14 protein-coding genes and 2 tRNA genes are annotated in these 14,447 nt (G+C 53.9%); 5 read left to right on the forward strand and 11 right to left on the reverse strand.

Going from position 1 to position 14,447, the window contains the following annotated elements:
- Nucleotides 1–23: 23 nt before the first annotated feature.
- Nucleotides 24–1,445: a stalk domain-containing protein gene (locus MKZ15_RS18005; RefSeq protein ID WP_339817224.1), complete on the reverse strand. Its 1,422-nt coding sequence runs from the start codon at nt 1,443–1,445 to the stop codon at nt 24–26.
- 171 nt (nt 1,446–1,616) lie between these two features.
- Between MKZ15_RS18005 and MKZ15_RS18010 the strand changes: the two genes are divergently transcribed.
- Together MKZ15_RS18010 and MKZ15_RS18015 are read left to right on the forward strand one after the other, a co-directional pair.
- Nucleotides 1,617–1,997, forward strand: a complete 381-nt coding sequence (locus MKZ15_RS18010) for a PilZ domain-containing protein (protein WP_167521210.1) — start codon at nt 1,617–1,619, stop codon at nt 1,995–1,997.
- Nucleotides 1,998–2,080: 83 nt separating this feature from the next.
- Nucleotides 2,081–2,154 (forward strand) — tRNA-Gly (locus MKZ15_RS18015).
- Between the two features lie 550 nt (nt 2,155–2,704).
- Here the strand turns inward: MKZ15_RS18015 and MKZ15_RS18020 are convergent.
- The 3 genes from MKZ15_RS18020 to MKZ15_RS18030 all read right to left on the reverse strand — a co-directional run bounded on the left by MKZ15_RS18020 (nt 2,705) and on the right by MKZ15_RS18030 (nt 3,565).
- Nucleotides 2,705–2,778: transfer RNA gene (locus tag MKZ15_RS18020), tRNA-Arg, on the reverse strand.
- 87 nt (nt 2,779–2,865) lie between these two features.
- A complete protein-coding gene (locus MKZ15_RS18025; protein WP_339817226.1) occupies nt 2,866–3,216 on the reverse strand; it encodes a hypothetical protein in 351 nt (116 codons plus the stop codon).
- Between the two features lie 34 nt (nt 3,217–3,250).
- Nucleotides 3,251–3,565, reverse strand: a complete 315-nt coding sequence (locus MKZ15_RS18030; RefSeq protein ID WP_193418119.1) for a hypothetical protein — start codon at nt 3,563–3,565, stop codon at nt 3,251–3,253.
- A 171-nt stretch (nt 3,566–3,736) separates the two neighbouring features.
- Between MKZ15_RS18030 and asnB the strand changes: the two genes are divergently transcribed.
- Nucleotides 3,737–5,581, forward strand: a complete 1,845-nt coding sequence (asnB, locus tag MKZ15_RS18035; protein ID WP_339817227.1) for an asparagine synthase (glutamine-hydrolyzing) — start codon at nt 3,737–3,739, stop codon at nt 5,579–5,581.
- A 188-nt stretch (nt 5,582–5,769) separates the two neighbouring features.
- On the opposite strand, the gene MKZ15_RS18040 is transcribed toward asnB, so the two are convergent.
- The 3 genes from MKZ15_RS18040 to MKZ15_RS18050 form a co-directional block, all read right to left on the reverse strand.
- Nucleotides 5,770–6,405 (reverse strand): XTP/dITP diphosphatase, encoded by a 636-nt coding sequence (locus MKZ15_RS18040; protein WP_339817229.1) that lies wholly within the window; start codon nt 6,403–6,405, stop codon nt 5,770–5,772.
- A 2-nt stretch (nt 6,406–6,407) separates the two neighbouring features.
- A complete protein-coding gene (gene rph, locus MKZ15_RS18045; RefSeq protein WP_155606310.1) occupies nt 6,408–7,169 on the reverse strand; it encodes a ribonuclease PH in 762 nt (253 codons plus the stop codon).
- A 154-nt stretch (nt 7,170–7,323) separates the two neighbouring features.
- Nucleotides 7,324–8,382: a GerMN domain-containing protein gene (locus MKZ15_RS18050; protein ID WP_155606309.1), complete on the reverse strand. Its 1,059-nt coding sequence runs from the start codon at nt 8,380–8,382 to the stop codon at nt 7,324–7,326.
- 150 nt (nt 8,383–8,532) lie between these two features.
- On the opposite strand from MKZ15_RS18050, the gene MKZ15_RS18055 reads away from it, so the two are divergent.
- Nucleotides 8,533–9,099 (forward strand): phosphatidylglycerophosphatase A, encoded by a 567-nt coding sequence (locus MKZ15_RS18055; protein ID WP_193418127.1) that lies wholly within the window; start codon nt 8,533–8,535, stop codon nt 9,097–9,099.
- 57 nt (nt 9,100–9,156) lie between these two features.
- Here MKZ15_RS18055 and MKZ15_RS18060 read toward each other — a convergent pair whose 3' ends face one another.
- The 3 genes from MKZ15_RS18060 to MKZ15_RS18070 form a co-directional block, all read right to left on the reverse strand.
- Nucleotides 9,157–10,155: an MBL fold metallo-hydrolase gene (locus tag MKZ15_RS18060; RefSeq protein WP_339817230.1), complete on the reverse strand. Its 999-nt coding sequence runs from the start codon at nt 10,153–10,155 to the stop codon at nt 9,157–9,159.
- Entirely contained in the window at nt 10,152–10,886 is a 735-nt protein-coding gene (locus tag MKZ15_RS18065; RefSeq protein ID WP_339817232.1) for a methyltransferase domain-containing protein, read from the reverse strand. The genes MKZ15_RS18060 and MKZ15_RS18065 overlap by 4 nt, the downstream gene beginning before the upstream one ends.
- A gap of 172 nt (nt 10,887–11,058) precedes the next feature.
- Nucleotides 11,059–12,198, reverse strand: coding sequence for a peptidylprolyl isomerase (locus MKZ15_RS18070; protein ID WP_155606306.1), 1,140 nt, complete (start codon nt 12,196–12,198; stop codon nt 11,059–11,061).
- A gap of 239 nt (nt 12,199–12,437) precedes the next feature.
- Here MKZ15_RS18070 and MKZ15_RS18075 point away from each other — a divergent pair, with 239 nt between their 5' ends.
- A complete protein-coding gene (locus MKZ15_RS18075) occupies nt 12,438–13,793 on the forward strand; it encodes a dipeptidase (protein ID WP_339817234.1) in 1,356 nt (451 codons plus the stop codon).
- A gap of 318 nt (nt 13,794–14,111) precedes the next feature.
- On the opposite strand, the gene MKZ15_RS18080 is transcribed toward MKZ15_RS18075, so the two are convergent.
- Nucleotides 14,112–14,336 (reverse strand): LuxR C-terminal-related transcriptional regulator, encoded by a 225-nt coding sequence (locus tag MKZ15_RS18080; RefSeq protein WP_009225122.1) that lies wholly within the window; start codon nt 14,334–14,336, stop codon nt 14,112–14,114.
- Between the last annotated feature and the right edge of the window lie 111 nt (nt 14,337–14,447).

Raw genomic sequence — 14,447 nt, forward strand, 5'->3', positions numbered from 1 at the left:
AAATAAACCCCTTCCGAATCCCATTATTTTGTCAGCTCTGTCGATTTGCCGCTTTGAACCAAGATTACCTTGCCGTCCTCGATGAGTACGATCGTTCCATTCTTCGCTACGGACCATTCGGAGACGGACGCTTTGGTGCCATACAATTCCGTTTTCGCGCCGGTTGGAGCCACTTCAAACAGATGGCTTCCGTTGGCATCTTCAGCAAGAATGACCAACTTACCGTTAACTAAGCGGCTCGATAAGACGTCTGCATCGGCGACCAAGTTACTGATTTTGGTACCGTCTGCCGAAATCAGCTTCAGCACACTGCCGTCCGTCGCCCCGTCGGGATCGGCACTGATATATGCCGCGCTGCCGTCGGAAAGCAGGGAAAGATACAATTTGTTGTCCAGTTCTTTTGTCAATTGCACTGGTTTAGCGTCCTTCTTGCCAAGCTCCAGAGAGTATACTTGCGTCCCCGCTTTAGAGTAATCGATGGTCAACGATTCCTCTGTGCCTTCTTTATCCGTTTCGGCTTTGCCGGTCACGTTAACGAAATACACCAGCTTCTTCTCGTCCGGAGACACTTGAACCTCGGCTTTGTTCTCCACTTTATCCGCCAGCACTTCCGTCGCTTGAGCGGTATCCAGGCTTATGTATGCGATCTTCTCTTGTTTGTCGCCTTGGATGAAATAGATTTTCTTGCCGTCCGCCGACCAGGTCAAATCCGTCTTCACCGTGGTGTCGGAGCCAAGCTTCTTCACGGTACCGTTCCCTGTATTGATCAAGAACAAAGCGCCATTTTCATCCGTAAAGGCCGCTGTGGTAAGGTCAGGCGACAAGGCAGCCCCAGTGAGATTCCCGTTATCGGAAAAGAGTTCAAATTGTCCGTTATTGCCCAATTTGAACAACTGTGCCGTTTCTGCATCGTCCTGGCTAACAATGATACTGCCAGCTGCGTTGAACCATGGGGCGGAGAATTGGCCGCTCAAGCGTCCCGTGCTGCGAACCTCGCCTGTACCCGGGAGCACTTCGCCTCCTAGTGCTTGAATCAGCGTGGCAGGTTCTACGTAAAGCGAGCCTTGTACGGATTGCGGAGCAACCGTAAACTGAGCGCTAACTCCATCGACCCGATATGCTTTCGCGCCGGCTTTCAAAGTGACTGCGTGTTGCCCCAGGCTGTCGGTAACGGTCAATTCGGCACCGGATTGCTTAATGGTTGCCCCGAGTCCACCGGCCAAGTCGCGAAGCGAGTACAAGACCGCTTTGTTCACCGACACGGATTTCAACGACACTTTGGTTCCGTCGATGACTACGCTCTGATTCACTACTTTCAGCTGGCTTACGCTAGATTTGGCTGCGGCCGTCTTGTGGCCGGCTTCAGCTGCTGCGCTTGATGCCATCGCCGTCGTCGCTACGACCGCGGAGGCCAAAATCATCCCCAATACCTTACTCGTCTTCATTCATTTCACCCTTTTATATTGGCATATGTAACTACGATTTGATTGTCGTATACAATTGTTAAATCAATTCTCGTAGATTGTAAGGTTATGTAAAAATGTAAAAAAAATTTCGCCCTCTCCTCCTTTGAAAAATCCATGTATCTCTCGACAAATTTCGCTATAATCTTATTTATGACAACAACTAGAAGAACTGAACCTTTCCGTTACTCTCTGTATCCGCCGATCGAGGCCTCGCTTGAAATCCTATCCATTGATGGGCAACCGCTGCCCTGCAAGCCCGCTCAGATCGATCTAATCGACATCAGTAAATCGGGCTGCCGGGTCCGCACCGAATTGAATCTGCACGCGTCTTCTCACGACTTGCGCATCCTACTGCATGTACGGTTAAGTGACGAGATGCGCACCTTTCCAGGGGAAATTCGCTGGCAGAAGGAGCTTGAGCCCTCAAGCCAACATTACGGATTACGCCTGGAATTGAACCCCGAAGAAAAGGAGAAACTAAACATCGAGTTAAGAGGGATGGCAGCAGCCCGAAGAATCATCGTCAAGTAACAAGCAAAAGCCCCGACCGGTAATATTTGGCGGGGCTTGATTCTCTTCTTGGTTCGCGTTATAATATTTCTTGCTTAGCTTTTGCGGGTGTAGTTCAATGGTAGAACGCCAGCTTCCCAAGCTTGAGGCGAGGGTTCGATTCCCTTCACCCGCTCCATAACCTAGTAACCTCCAGCCCCTTTGATCTCAAAGGGGTTTTTGATTTTTTAATTAGTTGGACGACGTTCCTGTATCGAGGTACTCTCACGCATCGCTCGAGACTTCACACGTCCGCCCTGCTCGTTTGGGCAGCCTAGCTTCGATGAATCCCCTAAGGAGAGCTCGCCCCAATTTAGGATGTAATAAAGTAGAATGATACCTCTGTCCGGAAGGATCATTAACTGGAAAACCTACACTTCATTTTTCGGTTTTGTCTCTTGGGGACGGCACAAAGTGGAAAATCTACAGCTATTTTTCTTGATTTCTCGTTCGGAGGCTATTTCGGGTAGATTTAACTGTAGGATTTCCAACTCAATTATTCCTTTTGCCTGAAAACAACGAAAATAGATGTAGAAAATCCATCTAGCTCAACCCAAATCGGGAACACGAAACTCCGCTCCTCCGCCCCGCTTGCGCGGGCGGTTTCGCTTCGACGAACCCCTGTTGGGGTTCTCATACCAACCTGGGACGCAACAAAAAAAAGCACCCTTACGGGTGCTCTCTTGTTACGTCCCAGGAGGGATTCGAACCCCCGACCGACGGCTTAGAAGGCCGTTGCTCTATCCAGCTGAGCTACTGGGACACAGGTATGAAAAAAGGATGCGTTAATAATTATAGCGCATCCCTTTTGTTTTTTCAAAGCGCTTTTTGGCAAAATCTTGGCGTGGTCTCAAGTAGGCAACTGCTCCAGCCGGGCGGCAATCTGCTCATTGGCGAGCAGGTTCTGCAGAAACTCCTTACGTTGAGCTTCCGGTTCCGGCCACCCCCGGTCTCCGAACTGGTCTTCCGCCACGTCGGCGAACGCCTGATGCAGGCTATTATCGTACCAGTCGATCTCCAAATCGGCATCGCTGCGAATCATTCGGATGATTTCATACTCGTTTTCCGCCTTAGCACGAGCCACGTAAACAAATAGATCGGGGTCGCCCACCGCCCCCGGGTACACCTGAATCACCGCACAGGGCCGGTCTTGATGCTCGTCCATCCGCCGAAACTCAGCGTCCTTGATATAATACGTCACAGGTGTTGCTCCTTTCGGGTGGAATCCAAAGAAACTACAGCTGAGCCGCAAAACCGGAACGCTCCATTTGCGCCCGGGTCTCTGCCGTACCCAGCCGATAAATCTCACGGTACAACGCGTTCAGGAGGCTGTCGTAGCTGCGGTTCACCTCGCCCTCCGGCGTATCCGGCCAAGGGTACGTAAAAGCCAGAAAGCCGCTTTCCTCCTTCTCCCCCAACTGCTCGAGCATATGGCTTAGGGTGTCCGCCTCCTGGCGGGTTGCTTGGACCTCCCATTCGTACGCCGCGGCTCCAGGATCCTCAAGCAGCGAGCGCCCTTGAACAGAAACGAAAAAAGGCCTCTTTTCCAAGTGAATTCCTCCTTCCTATTGCTTGTATTCACCTCGTGCTTTGCCGCCCTCAAGCCATAGTTTTCCATAATGGACAGACATTTTATGCCCTTGTTCGGCATAATTTGTTAATACTTTTCACCCGGTCGGCAAGCGGGGACTGTAAAGCAATGCGGAGAGGAGATAGCAAAAATGTGCGGAATAACCGGCTTTATCGAATGGAACCGGGACTTGACCAAAGAATCGGATCTGGTATTATCCATGACGTCCTGTCTGGAAAAACGGGGACCCGATGCCCAGGGAACTTGGATTTCCGGCCCGTGTGCTTTCGGACATCGGCGCCTTAGCGTCATGGACCCCGAGAATGGGGCCCAGCCGATGATCATTCATGAAGACGATGCGGTGTTTACGATTGTATATAATGGGGAGATTTATAATGCTCCTGAACTGAAGGCTGAGTTGCAGCGGAGAGGACGTAAGTTTCGTACCAACTGCGATACGGAGGTGTTACTGCAATCGTATATCGAGTGGGGGCCGGATTGCGTGTACCGGCTGAACGGGATCTATGCGTTTGCGATTTGGGACAGCGTTCGGGAGCATGTTTTTTTTGCCCGGGACCGCCTTGGGGTAAAACCGCTATTCTACAGCGAAATTGACGGTACGCTGATCTTCGGTTCCGAGCCGAAGGCGATTTTACGCCATCCAAAGGTGGAGCCTGTCGTTGGGCCCGAAGGTCTTGCCGAAATTTTCGTCATGGGTCCGGCGCGGACGCCTGGCCATGGCGTATATAAGGATTTGAAGGAGCTGCGTCCGGGTCACGTCATGATCTTCAGCCGCAGCGGGTTGCGCAAATACGCCTATTGGAAGCTAGAAGCCGAGCCGCATACGGACAATGTGGAAGAGACCGCAGCCACCATTCGCAAACTGCTGCAGGATACGATGGATCGCCAGCTCATCTCTGATGTGCCGGTGTGCACCTTGCTGTCCGGAGGTCTGGACTCCAGTGCGCTGACCGCGCTGGCCGTTGATTACTACAAGCGAACCGGCCAAGGTCAAGTGCATACGTATTCGATCGATTACGTCGACAACGACAAACATTTTCAAGCTCACAGCTATCAACCCGGCGCGGATGGTCCATGGATTAATCGTATGGTAGAGGAGTTACAGACCGCCCATCACGCGATCCAATTCGATACCCCCGAGCTGGTCGATGCCCTGCCCGATTCGACAGTCGCCCGCGACCTTCCCGGGATGGCCGACGTTGACGCTTCACTGCTGTTGTTTTGCCGGGAAATCAAAAAAGGGGCGACGGTCGCCATCTCCGGTGAAGCCGCGGACGAAGTTTTCGGCGGATACCCCTGGTTTCACCGTGAAGAGCTGCTGAATTCAGGAACGTTCCCGTGGTCGGTGGCGACGGGACTGCGCGCCGATTTGTTGTCACCGGAAATCCGCGAATGGATCAAACCGGAACAATACATCGCCGATCGTTACAACGAAGCGGTAGGGGAGACGCCGAAGCTGGAAGGGGAGACGGGGGAACGGGCCCGGATGCGAGTGATGTCATACCTGAACATCACGCGGTTCATGCCCACACTGCTTGACCGCAAAGACCGCATGAGTATGGCTGCTGGACTGGAGGTTCGCGTTCCTTATTGCGACCATCGACTGGTGCAATACGTCTGGAACATTCCGTGGGAGATCAAAACGACGGGGAATCGGGAAAAAGGCATTCTGCGCAAAGCGCTCGAAGGCATCCTGCCTGAAGACGTGTTGTATCGCAAAAAAAGCCCTTATCCCAAAACGCATAATCCGAATTACCTTACCGCGGTGCGCGATCAGATGCTGAAAATTCTCGACGATCCCACCTCGCCGATCCTGCCGCTGATCGATGCGGACAAAATCCGCGCTATCGCCGCATCCAAGGAATCGTCCTCCAACCTGCCGTGGTTCGGCCAGTTGATGAGCGGCCCACAATTGTTCGCTTATTTGTCGCAGGTGAACTTCTGGCTAAACAAGTACAACGTGAAAATTCGTTAAGAAAAAGCACAAAAAAGCAAGCCGGGATCCCACAGGGGACCTGGCTTGCTTTTTATCTGCCGCTAACTGGAAAACCTAATGTTCATTTTACCGATTCTAGCGCCTCGACGTAAATTAACGGTATTTCCTGGCGTTAATTTCGGGCGACTAGGCCTTTTTGGGACTTTGGGGCAAAATGAACCGTAGATCTACTTTCCTGAGGCTATCCCGCTCAGCTTCTCCGACAATGCCCGCAATGCAGAGCCCCGATGGCTGACAGCCTGCTTCTCCTCCAGCGTCAGCTCGGCGAACGTCTTGTCGTAGGCCGGCAGATAAAACAGCGGGTCATAACCAAACCCGCCGCCGCCCGCTGGGGCGGAAGTGATCCAGCCTTGGGCTTCGCCGGAGGCTTCGATAAACTGCCCATTAGCCGGATCATACAAAGCCAGGTGGCAGACAAAACGCGCCGTGCTCAACAGCGGCTGTTCCGTATCTTCGCCAAGCCGCCGCTTCTCCAGCTCGGCAAGCAACTTCTCGTTGTTGTCCTCGTCGCTGGCGCCTTCCCCGGCATATCTTGCCGAGTAAACGCCCGGCGCGCCGTCCAACTGGTCGACGCAGAGCCCCGAATCGTCGGCCAGCACAGGCCGGCCCAGCGCGTCGCCGACCATTTTGGCCTTCTTTCGGGCATTCTCCGCGAACGTTGTTCCATCTTCCTCAACTTCCGGTGCCTCCGGATAATCGGCCAAGCTCTGGACCTCTTTGCCTAACGGAGCCAACGCATGGGCGAACTCCTTCACTTTCCCGGCATTGCGGGTCGCAACGATAACCACCGGTCCTTCGATCATGCTTACACCGCCGATCCGGACTGCCTGCTGCTGATCTGCAGCGCAATGGGTCCGAGCGCTTCACGCTGCTGCTCAATCATCTCCCGGATCCCTTTCTCAGCTATCGCCAGCAAGCCATCCAATTCCGAACGGGAGAACGGATTCTCCTCACCGGTTCCTTGTATCTCAACGAATTGGCCTCGCCCGGTCATGACAACGTTCATATCCACCTTGGCTTTGGAATCCTCTTCATAGTTGAGGTCCAGCAAAGTATCTTCTCCGACGATACCCACACTGACGGATGCCAGAAAATCGGTGATCGGAAACTTCGGCAGCGCATGCTTCTGAGCAATCTTGTGCATCGCCAGCGCCATCGCCACGAAGGCTCCGGTAATCGACGTGGTCCGCGTTCCCCCGTCCGCCTGTAGCACGTCGCAGTCGATCGTGACTGAGCGTTCGCCCAGCGCCTGCAGATCAACGACCGAACGCAGCGAGCGTCCGATCAGACGCTGGATTTCCATCGTCCGGCCGCTCAGCTTGCCGCGGGCGGATTCCCGTTGGTTACGCGTTTGGGTCGCACGGGGCAGCATCGAATACTCGGCCGTTACCCAACCCTTGCCTTGGCCTTTCATAAACATCGGGACCTTCTCCTCGACGGTTGCGGTACACATCACTTTGGTATCGCCTACCTCAATGTAAACGGAACCCTCCGCGTATTTATTAATATTCACGGTTAAATTCATCGGCCGGCGATCATTCGCCTGGCGTCCGTTGCTTCTCATCATTACTGCCTCCTACGGTTTCTTGCTGTCTGTTTGCTTTCCCTATTCTACCAAAGTGTGGTCATAAAAGCACCTTTCCATTCGGCCAAAAAAAGAACCCTGCACCTCGCAGGGTTCCCTTTTATCGGCGGTTTAGCATGCCGTTAATGAGCACGGTTTACAGCGGAATTTCGTTAATCGTCTCCGGCCGCATCACCGGTTCGCTGTAGGTCTGGTTGTCCAGGCCAACAACTTCCTTTTGCCCGTTTAGCCAAATGCGTACCTTGCTGTCATCCTTGTTTTCGGTCACCGTGAGCACCAGCGATTGCAGCATTTGCGCCGGCAGCTTCTCCCCGGCTTCGAACATGTCGTCCGTCAGCGCGACGGTAACGACGCCGTCTTTCGAAACCTCGACGCTGTCGAGCTTCGTATTGTCCGTCACAACCCGCTCCAGGCCGTCGCCCTGTTGCGGCCCCTTAAGCAGCTCGCCCAGCGCCGATTTGACGGAATCGCCATCAGCCGGAACAAATCGGGTCACCGGGACGAAATATTGGACCCCATCCGGCGTGGCCGCCGAGAAGTACACGATCACCGGGCTCAGTTGAGACAGGCCGGATTCCCCTTTCAATTCGAGGTTGATGCCGAAATTGCGGCTGAGCGGACGATCCAGCGGCGTGCCGTTCACCGGCATCTCATTCAGCTTTTCTCCTTCAACCCATAGCTGAACCTTCTCCACGTCCGGCGTTCCGGTTAACGTCCAAGTCAATGCCTCAAGGATTTTGCGCTCGTCCGCTGCTTCGTAGCCGGCAAACGCCTTGTTGAATTCGACGACGGCCAGCTTTTCGTCCTTTTTGACGGTGACCGCCTTGACCTCGCTGCCCGCCGGAAGGATCCCGCTAAATCCCGCCGGTAGCAGGCCCGCATACTTGCCGTTCTTCACGAGCATCTCCAGCATCCGATTTAACTTCAGCGAAGCTTCGCCCTCGGGCAGGTGCAAGGCAACCGGTGCCAGCTTGCCATGCTCGTTCACCAAATAAACCGTAGAGAGTGCTTCCTCTTGGCTAAAGCTTGTCTGTTCAACAGCGTCAAGTCCCTTCAGCATCTGGGTTTCCATATCCGTGGGCGGAGGATCAATTTGGGCGGAGCTCCCCCCAAACAACCCGCAACCCGACAGCAACAACGGAAGCGAGATTACCCCGACGGCAGCCGTATTTCGTATTCGGCGGTTCCATTTCATTTTGCTCGTGCCTCCCTGAGTTTTTCATTTGGCTAAGGTTTGTATTACTATATATACGAGACCTGTCCCGAAAAATAACTATATTTTTCCGGGATCTGGACAAACTGCTTCATATCTTGTCATCCAATTCAACCACGAGGAGTAGAGTGTATGGGGATGGAACAACCGAAAGCCAAAACGCCTTACAGCCTGAACAGTAAGAAGGTCGCCGACGCCACCAAAGCGTGGTTGCAGAAGCGCGGCGTTACCACGGAGCAAATCGCCGAACTCGTTCTGTTTTTGCAGCAAAAATACTACCCGAACCTGACGATGGAAGAGTGCATACATAACGTGGAGCAAGTGCTGACCAAACGCGAGGTGCAAAATGCGGTATTAACCGGCATCCAGCTTGATATTTTGGCGGAGCAGGGGATGTTGATCCCCGAGCTTCAGGACATGATCGCCAATGATGAAGGTTTGTACGGGGTTGACGAAATTTTAGCCTTCTCTATCGTTAACGTATACGGCAGCATCGGCTTTACCAACTACGGCTATGTCGACAAGCTGAAGCCGGGCATCCTGGAACAGCTTAACGATAAGTCTTTGGGACCGTGCAACACGTTCCTGGACGATATCGTCGGTGCGATCGCAGCCTCTGCCAGTAGCCGTATCGCCCACCGCAAGCAAGCGGAGCGGGAAAAAGAACGCGGCGAGGAGTCACTGGATTCAGAGCGGTGATCCGCACGCGGGGAATAAAGAAGGGCGGCATCCGATGCCGCCCTTCTTTGGGATTCACTATACCAGCGCAAACCGGATGACCTCGTTTTCACGATCTCCAAGTGATTGCTCTTCAGCTCGCCCTTGCCGAACCAGCTCCACCAGATGCGCCAGCGTCTCCGACATCGCGAATCGCATTTGGTGAATGCCGAGCTCTGTGCCAAACAAGGTAGAACAAACATCGAAGGCCGTCTGCGGCCGCTCCCGCAGCAAGCCTTCGATGCGCAGAAGCCGTTCCTCATGATGCTGAAGCAACAGCCGAACGCGCTCCGCGAAATAATCGAACGGATTGCGGTGTCCCGGATAAGCGGTCACGACCTCATATGCGCTCAGTTTCACGAGTGAATCCAGGAACGACTGCAGCGGCTGTGGATCGCTGCCGGGCAGGAAGCTGACGTTAGGGGAGATTTGCGGCAGCACCGCATCCCCGCAAAACATCAGCTTATGCCCGGCATCGTAAAACGACAGATGCCCCGGGGCATGTCCGGCCGTTTCAATCGGCAGCCAGGCTCGTCCACCCATCCAGATCGGTTCTCCTTCTCGGAGGAACGTCACCTCAGGAGCCGGGGTCACTTGGGCAATAAAGCCGTTCAAATGCCCTGGCAGCTGATCACACCACATTTCCGGCATCCCGTGCCGGCGGAACAATTCGGGTAGCGCCTCGTGCATTCGGCTGTCCTGTCCCCACATCAGTCGCGTCTCCTCATAAGCCCGCGGGGACATATGGATAACCGCCCCGGTAACCTCCTGCAAATATCCCGCCAAACCGTAATGGTCGGGATGATGATGGGTTAGAACGATCTGGGTGATGTCGCGGGGCGTGATTCCGAGCTCCTGCCAGGCGGCCCGCCATTCGCCTATCGTTTCGTCCGTCCGCGGCCCCGGGTCGATGATCGTAATCCCCTCCTCCCCCCGCAGCACGTAACTGTTTACCCGTCGAAGGGGAGGAGCCATGGAGATGGGAACGCGGGCGACGACCTCCCGCTCCCAAAGCTGAATTTCCGGCAGCAACGTCATTGGCGCACCCCCACTAGGATCATGCGCCGTGACGTTTCCGGATCGTAGATCTCTTCGTCATAATTTCCATGAACGTTTTGCAAGTGCAATCCAGCCTCCCTCAGCATACGCCGAAAATCATCCAACCCGTATAGCTTAATCCGCTCTATGTAATGCCTCGGTTCCCCGCCGGGGGAGGTAATGACGATATCCTTGATGACATACCCGTCTTCAATCCGACGAAGTTCCACGATCCGCTGTCCCTCATCCTCCCGTTCCGAATACGGAACAAGATGGGTCGTTGTATAAGCAGGATTCAGGAAATCGAGGAGAAAACGGCCGCCCGGCCTCAGCACGCGTGCTGCTTCTCGCAACACCTTGATCTGCTCTACATCCTCCCTAAAGTATCCGAACGAAGTAAACAAGTTCACCACCGCGTCAAACTCTCCGTGTTCCAGCGGCAACCGGCGCATGTCGGCCTTGTGCCAAGTCACCTGGCCCCGGGGGTCGAAGCGTTTCGCCTCACGTAACAGCACCTCAGACAGATCCACGCCGGTGACCCTGTATCCGGCTTCGGCCAACGCTAACGAATGGCGTCCCATGCCGCAGCATAAATCCAGCACCTTCGCTCCAGGCGCCAGGCGCAGCCAGCCGACCATCCTCTCCACTTCCTGTTTGGCCCCCTGCGCATCGCGGTGTTTGTACACCAGCAGATAGTCATCACCGAAACTTCGCTCATACCAATCCGTCATTTACCCCTGCCTCCAAACCATCCATCCCGATCGGATACGTCAAGAACCGCTTTTATCCTCATTGTACCGCCAGACTCCGGGAAACACAAAGCCGTTAGGGGATCGTGTCGGCAATACAAAAAACCGCCGAAGCATTGTGCTCCGGCGGTACCACGCGTGCTCCGACGCCCTCTTACTCGGCAGCGGCCGCATCCGTTAATGTATTGGTGATTTTCGCCTTGCCTCGCACATCCTCCAGCCACGTACCAGACAAACTGGATACTTGTTGGGAGACGAGACCTTTACGAATCTCTTCCTTCTTCTCTTCTAGAGTCGCCGTCTTAGCTTCCTTCTTGTCGGTCACTTTGATGACTTGGTAACCTTCGGTCGTCTTCACAGGCTCGCTGACTTCCCCTTTCGCCAGCTTAAAGGCTGCCGTTTCCACCGCTTCTTCCTTCTCGCCGCGAGCAAAGAAATTGGTGTCGCCACCTTGCTCTTTCGTTGCGGTGTCAAGCGATTTGCTCTTGGCCAGCTCCGCGAAGTCTGCGCCTTCATTCAACTGCTTCACGATATCCTTCGCTTCTTGCTCGGTAGCTACCAAAATAACAGAGGCCCGAACCTGCTCCGGCGTATTGAAGGACTCCTTGTAGGTTTCGAACGTTTCCTTGATTTGATCGTCGGTCACCTTGATTTGCGGTTCCAGCAGCTTGGTCATCTTGAGTTCCATCACAACCTGCTTGCGCAAGTCATCCAAGCTCATGCCATACTGCACCAAAGCTTGATTCAAGGCATCCTCCGAGCCGAACTGGGTTTTGTAGCTTTCGATTTCGGCGTCGATGTCGGCGTCCGTGACCGTAATATTCTTCTTGGCAGCCTCTTGGTTCACGAGCTCCTGGTTAATGAGGTTCGTCAGGGCCTGTTCCCCGCCGCTGGCAGCCAATTCGTCATAAAGTCGATCCTTCGTAATTTCCACCCCGTTGACCGTAGCCACGGCCTCCGCTTTGGTTGAGGCAAACGGTGGTTTTATCAACACAACGATCAGCAAGACGGCTAGGATCAGCGACACGATCGGCCATACCTTGCTGCCGGATTTGGATGTTTGGACCGCTGCGGCCTCAGGCTCCCCGTATTGGGAGACCATCACCGGCGTCGAATCCTCGTCGGCTTCGGCGATAAAATCCGCGTCGTCTGCCGGATCGTATTCCGCTTCCTTCGGCTCGTCCGCTGCGACGTCTGCCGGTTCAGCTTGTCCACCCGGTGTCTGCGTCTCCTCCTCAGCGGCTCCGGCTTCGCCCCCGGTTACCTCCAGCTCTTTTTTGTCCTTTTCGTCCATATGTCTTTGCGACTCCCTTCTTCTGAAGCATTCTTTTTTATTCAGCGTACTTTCTTGACTTTACCAGAAATTATCCGGCCTTACCTTAAATATTCCTAAAAAAAGCTTGGCTGTTTTTAAGATGAATTTAAGGTAGCTCCAGAAACCTAGACGATCAGCGTGAACCCCGTCATTCGTGTTCTCGGCAAAAAAGGTGTAGAATATACGGGTAAAACTAGTTCGGGAGGAACGAATCGACGATGGATTATCAAGCATACTTTTCTACGAACCGCGAACAACATTTGAAGGAACTTGGCGACTTGCTTCGGATTCCCAGCATCTCCGCTTTGTCCGAACACAAAGGCGATGTGCTGAAGGCGGCTGAATGGATCGCAGAAGCACTGCGCCAGGCCGGCATGGAAGCGGTGGAGGTCCATCCAACCGCCGGACACCCCGTCGTTTATGCAGAGCATTTGCACGCTCCGGGCAAGCCGACCGTTTTGGTGTACGGACACTATGACGTACAGCCGGTGGACCCGCTGAATCTGTGGGAAACGCCACCTTTCGAGCCGTCTATCCGGAACGGCAAGCTCTACGCTCGCGGGGCGACAGACGATAAAGGCCAAGTGTTTATGCATATCAAGGCGATAGAAGCAATTTTAAAACAGGAGAACGAGCTTCCAATCAACATCAAATTCTGTATCGAAGGGGAAGAGGAAGTCACGAGTCCAAACCTGCCCTCCTTCCTGGAAAACAATCAGGAGAAGCTGGCCGCCGACGTAATCCTAATCTCCGATACGGCCCTGATGGCACCGGGCAAACCGGCCATCTGCATTGGTCTCCGCGGCTTATGTGCGATGGAGGTCTCGGTGTTCACCGCGAACACCGATCTCCACTCCGGAACGTTTGGCGGCGGTGTGCCTAACGCACTGCACGCACTCGTGGCGTTGCTCGCCTCCCTACACGATGATCAGGGACGGGTAACGGTCGAGGGTTTCTACGAAGGCGTTCACGAATTGTCCACGTTGGAGCGCGAGGAATTCGTCAAACAGCAATTTGATGAGGAGAAGCTGAAGCATGACCTCGGCTTGAACGAGCTTTACGGCGAAGCCGGTTACTCTTTCGTCGAACGGACGGGTGCCCGGCCGACGCTGGAACTCAACGGGGTCTACGGCGGATTTCAAGGAGAAGGGACCAAGACGGTCTTGCCGAAGGAAGCTCACGCCAAAATCACCTGCCGCCTCGTCGACGACCAGGACCCGCAGGCCACGATCGACCGTATTGAGCGTCATCTAAACAAACACCTGCAGCCGGGGGCGACGCTGAAGGTCAGAGCAACCGAGAAAGCCCGGGCCTTTACGTGCAATCCGGAAGATCCGATGCTGCAAAAAGCGGCCGATGCCTACCAATCCGTTTACGGCACGCGGGCGTTGTTCACCAAGGACGGCGGTTCGATTCCGATCGTCGAGACCTTGTCCCGCGTCCTTTCGGCTCCGGCTGTAATGATGGGCTTTGGGCTGCCAGACGAGAACCTGCACGCGCCTAACGAGCATTTCAACTTGGAGAACTTCGACAAAGGGTTGCTCACGATCGTTCATTACTTGAAATCGCTGTAAGGCATAGGACAGCAAAAACCTCCGACACCCTACTAAGGGAGCTCGGAGGTTTTCGTTTTTTCGCCATCATTGGGTGATACGAATTAATCTGAGGATTCGAATTAACGCAAGCCGTTCATGCCTTTTTCTCAAAATCAATAAGCCAAGACGATGGTATTCCGTATTCAGCTCTTCCACTACTCTGTTCTTCATTCCGATTCTTTCATCAAAACGGGATAACAAGTAGATATTCGCCTGAAAATACAAAAAAACCTCCTCTCTCCCCCTTACGGGATGAAAAAGAAGGCTTGCGGCTTTCTACGCACGCGTAGTCTACCGTCAGATTTTCAGCTCCCCAAGCTTGATCAGCTCGACAACCGCCTGCGCGCGACCTTTGACATTCAACTTTTGCATGACGTTAGAAATGTGGTTACGGACGGTTTTCTCACTGATGAATAGTTGCCCGGCAATGTCGCGCGTCGTTTTATCCTGCACGAGAAGTTCAAAGACCTCCCGTTCACGATGAGTTAACAGAAATTTGCTGTTACGATCGCTGCTCTTCAAAATGCGTCACCCCTCCTTGCTCGGGTTTTGTGGTTTTAACAAGGTTCAGGGATACAGTCAACACATCTTATGAAAGAACAGGGGCAATGGTGCGGTACCATTTAGAATTGG

Origin of the sequence: Paenibacillus sp. FSL R7-0216 (assembly GCF_037969915.1) — a bacterium.
Lineage (GTDB): Bacteria > Bacillota > Bacilli > Paenibacillales > Paenibacillaceae > Fontibacillus > Fontibacillus rhizolycopersici.

Excerpts from the sequence above, each read along its gene's own strand:
- MKZ15_RS18040 (WP_339817229.1), bottom strand. The coding sequence starts at position 6,405 with ATGATCGAAGGACCGGTGGTTATCGTTGCGACCCGCAATGCCGGGAAA.
- MKZ15_RS18075 (WP_339817234.1), top strand. The coding sequence starts at position 12,438 with ATGGATTATCAAGCATACTTTTCTACGAACCGCGAACAACATTTGAAG.
- MKZ15_RS18010 (WP_167521210.1), top strand. The coding sequence starts at position 1,617 with ATGACAACAACTAGAAGAACTGAACCTTTCCGTTACTCTCTGTATCCG.
- asnB (WP_339817227.1), top strand. The coding sequence starts at position 3,737 with ATGTGCGGAATAACCGGCTTTATCGAATGGAACCGGGACTTGACCAAA.
- MKZ15_RS18070 (WP_155606306.1), bottom strand. The coding sequence starts at position 12,198 with ATGGACGAAAAGGACAAAAAAGAGCTGGAGGTAACCGGGGGCGAAGCC.
- MKZ15_RS18050 (WP_155606309.1), bottom strand. The coding sequence starts at position 8,382 with ATGAAATGGAACCGCCGAATACGAAATACGGCTGCCGTCGGGGTAATC.
- MKZ15_RS18005 (WP_339817224.1), bottom strand. The coding sequence starts at position 1,445 with ATGAAGACGAGTAAGGTATTGGGGATGATTTTGGCCTCCGCGGTCGTA.
- MKZ15_RS18055 (WP_193418127.1), top strand. The coding sequence starts at position 8,533 with ATGGGGATGGAACAACCGAAAGCCAAAACGCCTTACAGCCTGAACAGT.
- MKZ15_RS18065 (WP_339817232.1), bottom strand. The coding sequence starts at position 10,886 with ATGACGGATTGGTATGAGCGAAGTTTCGGTGATGACTATCTGCTGGTG.
- rph (WP_155606310.1), bottom strand. The coding sequence starts at position 7,169 with ATGATGAGAAGCAACGGACGCCAGGCGAATGATCGCCGGCCGATGAAT.
- MKZ15_RS18060 (WP_339817230.1), bottom strand. The coding sequence starts at position 10,155 with ATGACGTTGCTGCCGGAAATTCAGCTTTGGGAGCGGGAGGTCGTCGCC.